This window comes from Mesorhizobium sp. RCAM 05099 (genome assembly GCF_059683685.1).
In genome coordinates, this window is sequence record NZ_CM185035.1 from 1283192 (window position 1) to 1295816 (window position 12625).

12 protein-coding genes, 1 tRNA gene and 1 pseudogene are annotated in these 12625 nt (G+C 62.6%); 7 read left to right on the forward strand and 7 right to left on the reverse strand.

Features of this window, described 5'->3' with window-relative positions; all coding sequences use genetic code 11:
- Positions 1-56 precede the first annotated feature (56 nt).
- From AC56QQ_RS06310 to AC56QQ_RS06325, 4 genes are all read left to right on the forward strand, one after another.
- On the forward strand, positions 57-950 hold the full coding sequence (locus AC56QQ_RS06310; RefSeq protein WP_497125952.1) for a sugar phosphate isomerase/epimerase family protein: 894 nt from the start codon (positions 57-59) through the stop codon (positions 948-950).
- Between the two features lie 138 nt (positions 951-1088).
- A complete protein-coding gene (locus AC56QQ_RS06315) occupies positions 1089-1442 on the forward strand; it encodes a cupin domain-containing protein (protein WP_497125953.1) in 354 nt (117 codons plus the stop codon).
- Positions 1443-1653: 211 nt separating this feature from the next.
- Positions 1654-3138, forward strand: a complete 1485-nt coding sequence (locus AC56QQ_RS06320) for a multicopper oxidase family protein (protein WP_497125954.1) — start codon at positions 1654-1656, stop codon at positions 3136-3138.
- Between the two features lie 7 nt (positions 3139-3145).
- Positions 3146-3580, forward strand: coding sequence for a YqaA family protein (locus tag AC56QQ_RS06325; RefSeq protein WP_497125955.1), 435 nt, complete (start codon positions 3146-3148; stop codon positions 3578-3580).
- A gap of 36 nt (positions 3581-3616) precedes the next feature.
- On the opposite strand, the gene AC56QQ_RS06330 is transcribed toward AC56QQ_RS06325, so the two are convergent.
- From AC56QQ_RS06330 to AC56QQ_RS06340, 3 genes and pseudogenes are all read right to left on the reverse strand, one after another.
- Entirely contained in the window at positions 3617-4177 is a 561-nt protein-coding gene (locus AC56QQ_RS06330) for a cytochrome b (protein WP_497125956.1), read from the reverse strand.
- 213 nt (positions 4178-4390) lie between these two features.
- A pseudogene (locus tag AC56QQ_RS06335) lies at positions 4391-4618 on the reverse strand (site-specific integrase); the annotation flags it as partial.
- A 747-nt stretch (positions 4619-5365) separates the two neighbouring features.
- Entirely contained in the window at positions 5366-6361 is a 996-nt protein-coding gene (locus tag AC56QQ_RS06340; protein ID WP_497125957.1) for a LysR substrate-binding domain-containing protein, read from the reverse strand.
- A 141-nt stretch (positions 6362-6502) separates the two neighbouring features.
- On the opposite strand from AC56QQ_RS06340, the gene AC56QQ_RS06345 reads away from it, so the two are divergent.
- Positions 6503-6907, forward strand: coding sequence for a cupin domain-containing protein (locus tag AC56QQ_RS06345; RefSeq protein ID WP_497125958.1), 405 nt, complete (start codon positions 6503-6505; stop codon positions 6905-6907).
- 123 nt (positions 6908-7030) lie between these two features.
- On the opposite strand, the gene AC56QQ_RS06350 is transcribed toward AC56QQ_RS06345, so the two are convergent.
- Positions 7031-7107 (reverse strand) — tRNA-Arg (locus AC56QQ_RS06350).
- 84 nt (positions 7108-7191) lie between these two features.
- A complete protein-coding gene (locus tag AC56QQ_RS06355; RefSeq protein WP_497125959.1) occupies positions 7192-8355 on the reverse strand; it encodes a M20 aminoacylase family protein in 1164 nt (387 codons plus the stop codon).
- Positions 8356-8571: 216 nt separating this feature from the next.
- Between AC56QQ_RS06355 and AC56QQ_RS06360 the strand changes: the two genes are divergently transcribed.
- Both AC56QQ_RS06360 and AC56QQ_RS06365 read left to right on the forward strand, forming a co-directional pair.
- Positions 8572-9738 carry a D-alanyl-D-alanine carboxypeptidase family protein gene (locus AC56QQ_RS06360; RefSeq protein WP_091584777.1) on the forward strand — a complete coding sequence of 389 codons (1167 nt, stop codon included), beginning with the start codon at positions 8572-8574 and terminating at the stop codon, positions 9736-9738.
- An 89-nt stretch (positions 9739-9827) separates the two neighbouring features.
- Positions 9828-10940, forward strand: coding sequence for a CobW family GTP-binding protein (locus tag AC56QQ_RS06365; RefSeq protein ID WP_497125960.1), 1113 nt, complete (start codon positions 9828-9830; stop codon positions 10938-10940).
- Positions 10941-10943: 3 nt separating this feature from the next.
- Here the strand turns inward: AC56QQ_RS06365 and AC56QQ_RS06370 are convergent, their stop codons facing one another.
- Positions 10944-11186, reverse strand: a complete 243-nt coding sequence (locus AC56QQ_RS06370) for a sulfurtransferase TusA family protein (RefSeq protein WP_489858050.1) — start codon at positions 11184-11186, stop codon at positions 10944-10946.
- An 11-nt stretch (positions 11187-11197) separates the two neighbouring features.
- Complete coding sequence (locus AC56QQ_RS06375) at positions 11198-12496, reverse strand: L,D-transpeptidase family protein (RefSeq protein ID WP_497125961.1); 1299 nt, start codon at positions 12494-12496, stop codon at positions 11198-11200.
- Between the last annotated feature and the right edge of the window lie 129 nt (positions 12497-12625).

The window sequence follows — 12625 nt, forward strand, 5'->3', positions numbered from 1 at the left end:
GGCGCGGCCGACTTGACCCGGCCGCGCCCATTCCCATCCGCAAACCGGAGACGATCATGTCGCGCATTGGAATCCATTCTTTCGTCTGGTCGGCGAGTTCGGCGCAGGCCGAGCTCGAACGGACGCTGGCCAACACCAGGGAGGCTGGCTTCGACCTGATCGAGTTCTCCTATCTCGACCCCGCCAATGTCGATATCGGCCGGCTCGCCGGGCGCATCGCCGATCTCGGGCTCGGCGTCGCGATCAGCATCGGCCTGCCGGCCGACGGCGACATTTCCAGCCCTGACAAGGCGGTTGCCGGGCGCGGTGTCGACATCCTCAACAGAACCATCGCGCTGACGCGCGATCTCGGCGGCCAGAAGGTCGGCGGTATCCTCTCGGCCAGTCATGGACTGCAGGTCGAGGCACCGACGCGCGATCAATGGAACCGCAGCGCCGCCACGCTGGCGAAAGTCGCCGATACGGCCAAGGCGGCCGGCGTCACGCTCAACCTCGAGATCGTCAACCGCTTCGAAAGCAACCTGCTCAACACCGCCGCGCAAGGCCTGGCCTTCATCGGGGATACCGGCTCGGACAACATCTTCCTGCATCTCGATACCTTCCATATGGACATCGAGGAGGCCGATGTCGGGCTGGCCATACGCCACGCCGCAAGCAAGATCGGCTATGTCCATATCGGCGAGAGCCATCGCGGCTTCCTCGGCACCGGCAATATCGACTTCGCGGCGATCTTCGATGCGCTGACGGCCATCGGCTACAGCGACGACCTCAGCTTCGAATCCTTCTCCTCGGAAATCGTCGACGAGAACCTGTCGAAGAAAACCGCCATCTGGCGCAATCTGTGGACCGACAACATGGCGCTCGCCAAGCACGCGCGCGCCTTCATCGGCCTCGGACTGGAGACGGCGCGGCGCAAGGCCGAGCTTGTCTCGGCGCAGCACAAACCGTAACCCGCCGTCGAACCGGATGTAGCGCCGGGCCGCACGGCGCACGGCGCGCGGCGCCGCCATTGCCCGCGGCAGGGGCATCGGCTATCTGACCGTCCAGGCACATGATGCCAGCACATCGGACCAGACGGAGCCCAGGGCATGACACACGAGACGATTCTCAAATTCGGCGCCGTCGAGAACGCGGAAGCCGGCGATCTGGCCGGCTGGGTCGTGGTCGAGGGCAACCCGACCATGAAGACCGCGGTCCAGCACACGACCGAAGATGGCAAGGTGATGTCGGGCACATGGCAAGCGACGCCCGGCACCTATCATGCGACCTACACCGACTACGAGTTCGTGCACATGATCGCCGGCCGCATCATCATCACGCCCGACGGCGGCACACCGGTCGAGGTAGGCCCCGGCGATGCCTTCGTGGTGGAAGCCGATTTCAAGGGAACCTGGAAGATCGTCGAGCCGGTGACGAAGCACTTTGTCGTCAGACTTGGCTGAAAGGCCTGTTCGCGCGGGCTGCTGATGGTCGGCGCCCATGGCGGATTTTCGGCGCGATGGTCGCGCGCACTACCCGATCATCGAAGAGCTTTCCAGCGGCCATGAACGCTAGGCCGACCAGGCAGCCCAAACGCCGCATTGACCCGGCCAGGCATCGGCGGTCTTCTTGGGATCAACCTTGGCGTTCAATGGCTGATCGAGGAGACGACTGATGCATCGACGCGGTTTTCTGGCGGCAGGTCTTGCGACGGTTCTCGTCAGCAAGCGTGCCACCGCCCAGATGAAGATGGACAACATGCCCGGCATGGATATGGGCGCCGCGCCGCAAGGCGCGGCCGTGCTGCCGGAAGGAGAAGTCCTTCGCGACTTGTCCCGCCTCGCCAATGAAGCCAGCACGCCCGGCCTGTTCAAGGCGAAGCTGACGGCTGAGTCCGTCACGGTGCGTTTTGCGGAAGGGCTGGACACGCCCATCCTCGGCTACAACGGCACCAGCCCGGGGCCGCTGATCGAGGCGGTCGAGGGCGACCGCGTCGAGATCACCTTCGCCAACCGGATTGCGGACGAGGCGAGCACCATCCACTGGCATGGCATGCCGGTGCCGGCCGACCAGGACGGCAATCCCATGGACCCGGTCGCGACGGGCACCGATCGCACCTACAGCTTCGACCTGCCGGAAGGCAGCGCCGGCTCCTACTGGTATCACCCGCATCCGCACGGCAAGACGGCCGAGCAGGTCTATCGCGGCCTTGCCGGTGCGTTCGTGGTCAAGCCGAAGGCCGATCCGATCCCGGCCGCCTATGGCGACACCGTGCTGGTGTTCACCGACCTGCGTCTTGCGGCCGATGGCAGCTTGCCCGACAACACGATGACGGACCTGATGAATGGGCGCGTCGGCGACCATGTGCTGGTCAATGGACAGAAGAATCCAATTCTGACGGTCCCCTTCGGCACGAAGCGGCGCTTCCGGTTCTACAATGCGACCAACGCGCGCTTTTTGCGGCTCTCCTTCGACGGCGCGCCGATGACGATCATCGGAACGGACGGCGGTCTGCTGGAGGCGCCGGTCGCGGCCGACGACATACTGCTCAGCCCGGCGGAACGGCTTGAACTGATCGTCTCCTTCGAGAAGCCCGGCACCGCGACGCTGCAAACGCTCGACTACGATCGCGGCTGGATGGGCGCTGGACGTCCCGCCGATGCCGGGTTGACGCTGTTCACGGTCGACGTTTCGCAGACGCCGGCCGAGCCGGTCCCGCCATTGCCCGACAGGCTGCGGCCGATCGCGCAACTCGGCGCTCCTGCCGTCAGCCGCCGCTTCGTCTTCACCGAAACCATGACCATGAACGCCACCGGCATGGAGATGGGGTTCCTGATCAATGGCGCCGCTTTCGACATGAAGCGCGTCGACATCGTCGCCAAGGCTGGACAGGTCGAACTCTGGGAGATCGTCAACAAGGCGGACATGGATCATCCATTCCATGTGCATGGGACGCAGTTCCAGGTGGTCGAGCACGAACGCGGCGGCGAGATATCAAAGCCGGCCTATCGCGCCTGGAAAGACACCGTCAACGTCGCGCGCGGAGAGACGGTGCGGCTGCTGTTGCGGCAGGACCGGCCGGGGCCGAGGATGTATCACTGCCACATCCTCGAGCATGAGCAGCTCGGCATGATGGGCATTGTCGACGTGCAGGCATAGTTCCCTCGTGGTGGCGCTCTATGGCGCGCTGTTCCTCAGCGCGTTCCTCGCCGCAACCATCCTGCCGGTCTCGTCGGAAGTGGTGCTCGCTGGCCTGATCGTCGCGGGCCGCGGTGATCCGGGACTGCTCCTCGTGGTCGCCACGATCGGCAACACGCTCGGCTCCGTGGTGAACTGGGTTCTAGGGCGGGGCATCGATTCGCTCCGGAACAGGCGCTGGTTCCCCGTCACTGCCGATCGTTATGAACAGGCAAGCCGAATCTTCCGACGCTTTGGCGAATGGACACTGCTGTTTGCCTGGTTGCCGGTCGTCGGGGATGCCTTCACCATTGCGGCGGGCGCGGCACGCGTGAACCTCGGTGTGTTCGTCGTTCTTGTCGCAACAGGCAAGGCCGCACGCTATGCGGTGATCGTTGCGGGGGGATTGTGGGCGACGGCGTGAGGAGCCGCCCTCATCGTCGCCCGCAAGCGCCACGTTCTATCCCCGCGAGGCCGTGTTCGGCCGACTGAAGACCATGCTTCGCATGACGCCATCGCGCAACAGCACGAAATGCGCCAGAGCACCCAGGATGTGAACACCGGCAAGCCCAAGCATTATCCAGACCAGCTTTGCATGGACAAGCGCGAAACCCCTTGCCGACAGTGCGCCGACGGATGGCGCTAACGGCACGGGCAAGGTTCCGAAAAGCCGTGCGGGCGGCATGAAGGGCATTGGCCGGTAGCCCAGCCATCCCGTTATCAGGACGGCAAGAATCGCGACGTAGAGAGACACGTGGAAGAAAGCTGTCGCAAACCGCGCGAACCGTGAGGTTTGCCTGACAGGAGCCTGGGTGCAGACGCGCCAGCAAAGCCTGAGCACGATGATGGCAAAGATCGTCGCGCCGATCGACATGTGGAGCGGAAGCCAGTTCATCGTCGCCATACCCGGCCCGTTCATCGGTCCGAAGGCCATGGTGATTTGCGCCGCAAGCGCGATCACGGTCAGCCAATGCAGCAGACGAATGCCGAAATGCCAATGCAGGCGGGGATTCTCTCTCACCTCCGAGACCCGACAATTATCAAATGCGCGCACGCGGGCGGGATGGTTTCGTCCTCTCCAATGACTAAATCTTCGCAAAAGTGCGGCGATTCTTCGCTAAACGATCGAAAAGCATGATGATCCAGACAAGAATCGATCCCTTGACCTGCAGATTAGGAACTTCCTCCGATCATTATAGGTCAAGGCCTTGCCGTCGCCATGTCGCAGTCGCTGCAGCAGCGAGGCCTCGGTATTCGCCGGCTCTGCGGCATCATCAGTCCTCGGGAACACGTGGCCGTAGGTGTCCATGATCAACGTGATGGAACTGTGGCCCAAACGCTCTTGCACCATCTTCACCGGCAAACCCAAGCCGCCATCTTTCCTGCGATTGATCAGCCATGACACCTAGAAATGGCTCAACGCGTGAAGGCCGGTGTACTTGACCTGTAGGGCGGGCTGGCCTGCGGCGCCCTTGTCGCCTCGCGCTCCTGAGCGCCGGCAGGGCGACGCCGGCAGGCTCGTTTTTGCTGCTTGGTGGGAACCGTAATTGGGTTGCGGAGTTCACGTGGCGCGACCTTTGTAATGGAGGTAGCCATGAGGATTCAGCTTGCACCAGAGACCTGCAACGTTGCGGCTGCAGCCGACAGAATCTTGAGCGAGCCAAAGGGGGAAGTCCCCCTCTCTGTCACAGAGGCGGTTTCCCTGCTCCGACAGAAAACCGGATCGATGCGATCGGATGCCGATCTGGAGGCTCTTATCGCAAAGATGGCTGCGGCTCGAGGCGTCGCCCTGGTGATGGACAGGAAGCCTGACCAATTCGTGCCTTGGTAAATGCCCAGCCCGGCTCTCGGGCCGGGCGGGCTTTTTTGTTCCGGGAGGGATAGAGCCCATTTGACTTGGATCAAGAGTCCAAGGAGCAGCACGACCTACGCTTTCTTAAAAATGGGAGAGCGGCTCATGCCTTTCGATTCACTCGTCATCGTGATTTCTGTGTCTGCTGCATTCGTGTTCTTTTCCGCAGTCTTGGCATTTGGGCAGATCACATCCAGCGGCCGGTAAGCCCTGGCTGGCCCTCGTTAAGTCTCTGTCGCTGGCACGCTCACTCAGTGGCGGGTTTTGTCGCTCAGGTCGGCGGCCTGGCAAATTTGCGCTGCCGAACTCCTTCACTCCGCTGGCATATCAACCCTGAATCGGCACAACAACGGCACCTCAGAGCGGTCCTCTATCGTCCGGGCGGATCGGAAAATGCACCTCGTCCAGAGGCGACAACAAATCAAGCACGAGCGAGCGCAGCCAGCCTTGTTCGAGACTGGTCGTATCGCGTGAGCGCCAGTACAGGAACATTTCCACCAAAGGCATTTCGAAGGGCAGACGGAAGATTTCGAGCCCAAGCTTGTCCGCGACCGACAGGGCGAAGCGGGTCGGCAGCACTCCAATAAGATCTGTCTGCGCAACGATCCGTCCGACTCCATAGTAGCCAGGCACGGACATTTGCACATGCCTTGCCCGGCCAATCCGTGAAAGGGCAGCATCCTCGAAATGGGTGAATTCCTCGGTCACCGAAAAGATCACCTGTGGAAGCCCGCAAAACAGATCGAGTGGCAGGGTATCGCGCCGCTGCAATGATCCAAGCAGCTTATGGCCGCGCCGCGCGACCACGGAGTTAGACGCCCTGAATGCAGGGCTGCGCTCCACCCATGCCGGTGTGTCCACGCCGATCGACAACGCCATGTCGAAACGGTTCGCCGTCAGCATGACGCCAAACGTCTCTGTTTCGGCTGCCAGCAGCTTTAGCCTGACATTCGGCGCTTGCATCGAAACGATGCCGGCAAGTCTCGGCATGAGCATTTCGTGAAAAAAGTCTGATGCGCCGATCACGAAATTTCGACTGATGTGAGCAGTGTCGAAATCGCCTCCGCCCGAGAGAGCCGATTCGAGATTGTTCAGCGCCGAGCGGACGGGTTCCTGCAGCGACAGTGCGAAGTCGGTCGGCACCAGCACCTGCCCCTGGCGGACGAAAAGCGGGTCGTTCAGAACATCCCGCAAGCGCCGGAGGGCAGAACTGACCGCAGGCTGGCTGAGCCCGATCGATTCTCCCACTCGGGTCGTGTTGCGCATCGCCAACATCCCGTCCAGCACGCGCAAGAGATTCAAATCAAAGGTTCGGAAATTCACACGGTCAATACCTAGGATAGCAACAATCAATTTCGATTATGCCGAAACTCGCACGATAAGTCACCACGACGCTGGCCGGCTTCGCTTGACCTGAACAGCACGAAGGAAAACAAAATGTATCAGACTGTGGACGCATTCCCCGCCGGAACCTCCGTCTCATGGCTCCAGTCGGTGTACACCATCCTCATCACGCCAACCGAAACGAATGGTCTGCTCGGCATGTTCTCGGCTGTCGTGAAGCCGCAATCCGGCCCGCCTCGCCACATCCACCGCAATGAGGACGAGATCATCCACATCGTTGAAGGGGAAGCCCGTTTCTGGCTTGAAGGCGAGAGCTTCATGCGTCAAGCGGGAGATACGGTGTTCATACCCCGTGGCAAGGAACATGCCTTCCTCGTTACCAGCGACACGGCGGCCCGCTTCGTGACGTGCGTGACGCCAGTAGGATTTGAGGGTTTCTTTGCCAGCGTCGCCAAGCGGGGACTCCAGATACCGCAGCACAAGGCGGAGATAGATGCACTGGCATCTGCCTTCGGATGCGAATTCACCGGGCCGCCAATCCAGGCTGCCGCGTAAAGAAGCTTGAAAGCTGGATGTGCCGAGGCTGTGGGCTCAAATGCTCGCAGCTTCGACTAACCTATGAACATGTCGATCGAATTTTCGAGCCGACTGCCCTCGGTCATCTTTGCTGTGAAACCATGGTGATCCCGACAGGAATCGAACCTGTGACCTACAGATTAGGAATCTGCCGCTCTATCCTACTGAGCTACGGGACCACGCGGCCCGACACATAGCCGCTTCGGATCGTTTCGCCAAGAGCCGGCCGAACGCAAATCGGCCAGCCCTTTCGGCGGATGGCATCAGGCAGCGAGTGCGGTTTCCGCCAGTTTCACCCAATAGCTCATGCCGTGCGGGATGACCTCGTCGTTGAAGTCGTAGGCCGGGTGGTGGAGGCCGGCGGTGTCGCCATTGCCGATGAAGATGAAGGCGCCGGGGCGGGCTTCCAGCATGTAGGAGAAATCCTCGCCGCCCATCACTGGCTGGATGCCGCGGTGCACATGGGCATCGCCGGCGACGTTTGCCGCGACGTCGCTGGCAAAGACCGTCTCTTCGGCATGGTTGAAGGTCACGGGGTAGTTTGCCCGGTAGTCGACCTCGATCTTGGCGCCAAAAGCGGTCGCCAGCCCGTCGCAAATGGCGCGGATGCGTTCTTCCGCCTTCTTGGCGATTTCCTTCCTCAAGGTGCGCACCGTGCCGGCGATTTCGGCGGATTCCGGAATGATGTTGTAGGCATCGCCGGCGTGGAACTTGGTCACCGACACCACCACGGCCTCGACCGGGTCGGTGCTGCGCGAGGCGATCGTCTGAAGTGCACCGACCAGTTGGCTGGCGATGACGATCGGGTCGATCGTGCCGTGCGGCATCGCCGCGTGGCCGCCCTTGCCTTTCACGGTGATGGTGAACTCGGCCGTCGCCGCCATGATCGGGCCCGGGCGAATGGCGAACTGCCCGACAGGCAGGCCCGGCATGTTGTGCATGCCGAACACCTTGGAGATGTCGAAGCGTTCCATCATGCCGTCCTTGACCATCTCGTTGCCGCCGCCGCCACCTTCCTCGGCCGGCTGGAAGATGACCGCCACCGAGCCCGTGAAGTTGCGTGTCTCGGCGAGGTATTTCGCGGCACCCAACAGCATCGCCGTGTGGCCGTCATGGCCGCAGGCATGCATCTTGCCGGGAATGGTCGAAGCGTAAGGCTTGCCGGTGATCTCGTTGAGCGGCAGCGCGTCCATGTCGGCGCGCAGGCCGATGGTGGGGCCTTCGCCCTGGCGGCCGCGGATGATGCCAACGACGCCGGTCTTGCCGAGGCCGGTCACCACGTCGTCGCAACCGAAGGCTTTCAGTTTCTCAGTGACGAAGGCGGCGGTCTTGAAGACGTCGAAGTTCAGTTCTGGCGTCTGGTGCAGATGTTGTCGCCAGCCGGCGACCTCGTCCTGCATTTCGGCGGCACGGTTCAGGATTGGCATGATAATTCCATCTCGCTGTTCGAGCAGGCGGGTATTGCCCGCCACCTTGCAATTGTGATCGTCAGGCACTTTGCCATGTTGGCGTCACATAGGGTAAATAGCACCGCAACGATGCGGTCCGGTTTTTGAGGGTCGGACCCATTATGCTGGCGATCGTGTAACGAAATCTTACGGAGCCAGGGGCGATTACGGCAAGAGGCGATTTCGGATTTGATCATGCGGCACAGGCATTTCCTCAAACTATTCTCGGCTGGCGCAATCGTGCTCTCGGCCGTGGCCGGGCCGGCGCTGGCCAATCCAGTGGTTCTGTTTGACCTGAACAGCGGCAAGATCCTGCAGCAGCAGGATGCCTTCAAGCGCTGGTATCCGGCGTCGCTGAGCAAGCTGATGACCGCCTATGTGACCTTCCGGGCGATCGCGGCCGGCGAGGTCCAGCTTGATTCGCCGATCAAGGTGACGAAACACTCAGCCGCCGAGCCGCCAAGCAAGATGGGCTTCAAGCCAGGTTCGGTGATGCGGCTCGACAATGCGCTGAAGATGATGCTGGTCAAGTCGGCCAATGACATCGCCATGGCCGTCGGCGAGAATGTCGGCGGCTCGCAGGCCGCCTTCGCCGACCGCATGAATGCCGAAGCTGCCCGGCTCGGCATGACCGGCACGCATTTCGTCAATCCGAACGGGCTCTATTCGCCCGACCAGTACACGACGGCGCGCGACCTTGCCGTGCTGGTGATGGCGATCCGCCGGGAGTTCCCGCAATACGCGCCATGGTTCTCGATCGAGGGTCTGGCCGTCGGCAAGAAGGCGATCCCGAACTACAATCTGCTGATCGGCCGTTATCCCGGCGCCGACGGCATGAAAACGGGCTTCGTCTGTCCCTCCGGCTTCAACATGATCGGCTCGGCGACGCGCAACGGGCGCACGCTGGTCGCGGTGGTGCTTGGCGAGAAATCGGCCGTCAGCCGCGCCGAGACGGCAGCGAAACTGCTCGACCAGGGGTTTGACACCCCGGCCGCCGGCTCAGCGACCATTGCCACGCTGGCGCCGTACGGCGACACCGTCTCGCCCAACGACATGCATGACGAGATCTGCAAGAAGAAGGCGCCGGAAGAGCAGTCCGAGGCGCCGCCGGCTGCCGCCCCAAAAAACGTGCCGAAGTCGCCCTATCAGGAAAAGCTCGACCATGTGCCGACACTGGTTGCCGTCGGCCTCGGCGGCGCCACCGGCCCGGCGCCAAAGGCCATGCTCGACCAAGGCGGCCAGGAATATGCCGACGTGCCGATCCCAAGCTGGCGGCCCGACAGGCCGGCACCGGCCGGCGGCGACCCGACGGTGACGGGCTCGGCGGCCCAGGGCGACCAGCCGGTCAAGGTTGCGAATTAGAGCATGATCCCGAACCGAAGGTCCGCGCCAGCGAAACTTGGAATCCGGTTTTCGGAAGAGATCATGCTCAAACAAAAAGTCAGAGCCTAATGGCGGATTTCCCGATCCCCGTCTCGGTGCTGACCGGCTTCCTCGGCGCCGGCAAGACGACCCTGCTCAACCGGCTCTTGAAGGATCCGGCACTGGCAGACACCGCCGTCATCATCAACGAGTTCGGCGAGGTGGCGATCGACCATCTGCTGGTCGAGCAGGCTTCCGACGGCATCATCCAGCTTTCGGACGGTTGTCTTTGCTGCACGGTGCGCGGCGAACTGGTCGACACGCTGGCCGATCTGGTCGACCGGCTGCAGACCGGCCGCATTGCCCGTCTCGCCCGTGTCATCGTCGAGACCACCGGCCTTGCCGACCCGGCGCCGGTGCTTCAGTCGATCATGGCGCATCCGGCGCTGGTCCAGGCCTTCCGGCTCGACGGCGTCATCACGCTGGTCGACGCGGTCAATGGCAATGCGACGCTCGATGCGCATGTCGAGGCGGTGAAGCAGGTCGCCGTGGCCGACCGCATCGTGCTGAGCAAAGCCGATCTGGTCACCGATCCGCGTGAACTGGAACCGCTGCGGGTGCGCTTGCGGCAAATCAATCCGGGCGCCGAGTTGCTCGATGCCGCCGACACGGGGACGGGCGTGGCGGCTCTGTTTGACTGCGGCCTCTACAATCCGGCGACCAAATCCGCCGATGTGCGGCGCTGGCTTGGCGAGGAAGCGGCGCATGATCACGACCATCACCATCATGACGGCCATGATCACGCGCATGGCCATGACCATGGCCATCGCCACGATCAGCGCGTGCGTTCCTATTCGCTGGTCCATGATGGGCCGGTGCCGTTTTCGGCGATCGAGATGTTTCTCGACCTTTTGCGCTCGGCGCATGGCGAACGCCTTTTGCGCATGAAGGGCGTCATCGAACTCAGCGAAGACCCATCGCGACCGCTGGTGGTGCATGGCGTGCAGAAGATCCTGCATCCGCCGGTGCAATTGCCGTCCTGGCCGGACGGCCAGCGCGGCACGCGGCTGGTGCTGATCACGCTCGACATGCCGGAAGACTATGTGCGCCGGCTGTTCGCCGCCTTCACCAACCGGCCGTCGATCGACACGCCCGACCGCGCGGCGCTGGAAAACAATCCGCTGGCGATCGCCGGTCGGTAGACCCTAGGATCGCTGTTCGCCGCGCTCGACCAGAAAGCGATGGCCGCCCGCGACCGCCGCCGTTTCGACGAGGCGGTGGCCGCTGTCGGAACAGAATGCGGGGATGTCGATGACGGCCAGCGGATCGGTGGTTTCGATCCATAGCCTGCTGCCCGGGTGCATCCCCGCCAGCCGCTTCTTCGCCTTCAGTACGGGCAAGGGGCAGTTCAGCCCCTTGAGGTCATAGACAGCATCGCTCTTGGTCACGGCGGGAAAACTCAGCCGCCGAACATGCCGAGCAGCTTGTTCTTCAGCTTTGTTACCTTGCTCTCATCGGCACTCGCGGCCTGCGTTTCGGCTGCCGGCGCGGCCTCGGTGGGGGCGGAAATGGTGGCGGTGGCGACAGGTGCTTCCTTGGCGGCCTTGGCCGCTTCCTTCTCGGCCAGGGCCTGTGCCTTGGCGGCTTCCTTGGCCGCCTTGGCGGCCTCTATGGCAGCCAGCCTCTGCTCCTCGGCCTTCTGCTTGGCGGCCTTCTCGGCCTCGAGTGCCGCCATCTTGCGGCCGGCTGGCGAATCGATGCGGCCCATGCGCGCCGTCTCGGTGACCGAACCGTCGGAATTCAGCGAGGGCGGATCGATCGGCACGCGCTCACCGCGAGCGCGGCGCTTCGACCAGTCGGAGACGATGCTGGCTTCCTTGATGCCGGCGATGGTCGGCTTGGGCGGCGGCACGCTGGCCTTGATGGCGCCGTTGAACGCCGCGTCGTAGGTGCTCATGTAGGAGTTGTAGGCGCTTTTCAGCGAATCCGGCTGCGTGGTCGCCGGGCAGGGACCCGTCGGATCGAACGTCTGGCCGTCGGCGGCAACCTGGTTGAAGACATAGCGCTTTTCGCAGACGTCGACCTTCGGCGGCACCTTGGTGATTTCGAAATTGTCGTAGCCGACCTTGAGCATCTTCCAGAATTCGTAATTCGGGTCGTTGCGGTAGCGCGCCATGTTGGCGGCGGTCATGCGGAACGGAAAGGCCTGGATCTGGAATTCGGTCTGGCCACCCTGGAAGGCGTCGCGGCCGAAGGCATAAATCTGCTCGATCTGCGCGTCGGTCATCGAATAACAGCCGGACGACGAACAGGCGCCGTGCACCATCAGATTGGCGCCGGTGCGACCATTGGCCCGGTCATAGGCGTTGGGAAAGCCGATGTTGAAAGACAAATGGTAGTTCGAGCGCGGATTCATCTGCGACGGGCGGACCGTGTAGAAGCCTTCCGGCGCCTGACGGTCGCCCTCGGTGTATTTCGGCCCGAGCTTGCCCGACCATTTGCAGATATCGTAGCTCGCCACCATGTCGTAGCGGCCGTTGGTCTTGGCCTTCCAGATTTCGAGCTTGCCCTCTTCCTTGAAGATGCGGGCCATCACCGAGGAGGTGCGGACCATGCCCTTGGCCTTCATATCGGCGAGGATCTTGTCGGGCAGCGGCTTGTTGGCCTCGGGCGCGAAATCCTTCATCGACGAATCGTTGCACCCGGCAACGCCGAGGGCGGCGATCAGGATTCCGGTGCGGGCAAGCTTTGCGAACATGGCTGCGGATATCGTCTTTTTCTCTGGCGCCGGGGCAATTCATGCCACGGCTACTGCACTGTGCGTGGACGGACCCTAAGCCCGTTAACCTTGAAAATTCCTTACCGCAAGTATCGACGCGTCCCCATG

Excerpts from the sequence above, each read along its gene's own strand:
- AC56QQ_RS06375 (WP_497125961.1), bottom strand. The coding sequence starts at position 12,496 with ATGTTCGCAAAGCTTGCCCGCACCGGAATCCTGATCGCCGCCCTCGGC.
- AC56QQ_RS06320 (WP_497125954.1), top strand. The coding sequence starts at position 1,654 with ATGCATCGACGCGGTTTTCTGGCGGCAGGTCTTGCGACGGTTCTCGTC.
- AC56QQ_RS06310 (WP_497125952.1), top strand. The coding sequence starts at position 57 with ATGTCGCGCATTGGAATCCATTCTTTCGTCTGGTCGGCGAGTTCGGCG.
- AC56QQ_RS06315 (WP_497125953.1), top strand. The coding sequence starts at position 1,089 with ATGACACACGAGACGATTCTCAAATTCGGCGCCGTCGAGAACGCGGAA.
- AC56QQ_RS06365 (WP_497125960.1), top strand. The coding sequence starts at position 9,828 with ATGGCGGATTTCCCGATCCCCGTCTCGGTGCTGACCGGCTTCCTCGGC.
- AC56QQ_RS06360 (WP_091584777.1), top strand. The coding sequence starts at position 8,572 with ATGCGGCACAGGCATTTCCTCAAACTATTCTCGGCTGGCGCAATCGTG.
- AC56QQ_RS06355 (WP_497125959.1), bottom strand. The coding sequence starts at position 8,355 with ATGCCAATCCTGAACCGTGCCGCCGAAATGCAGGACGAGGTCGCCGGC.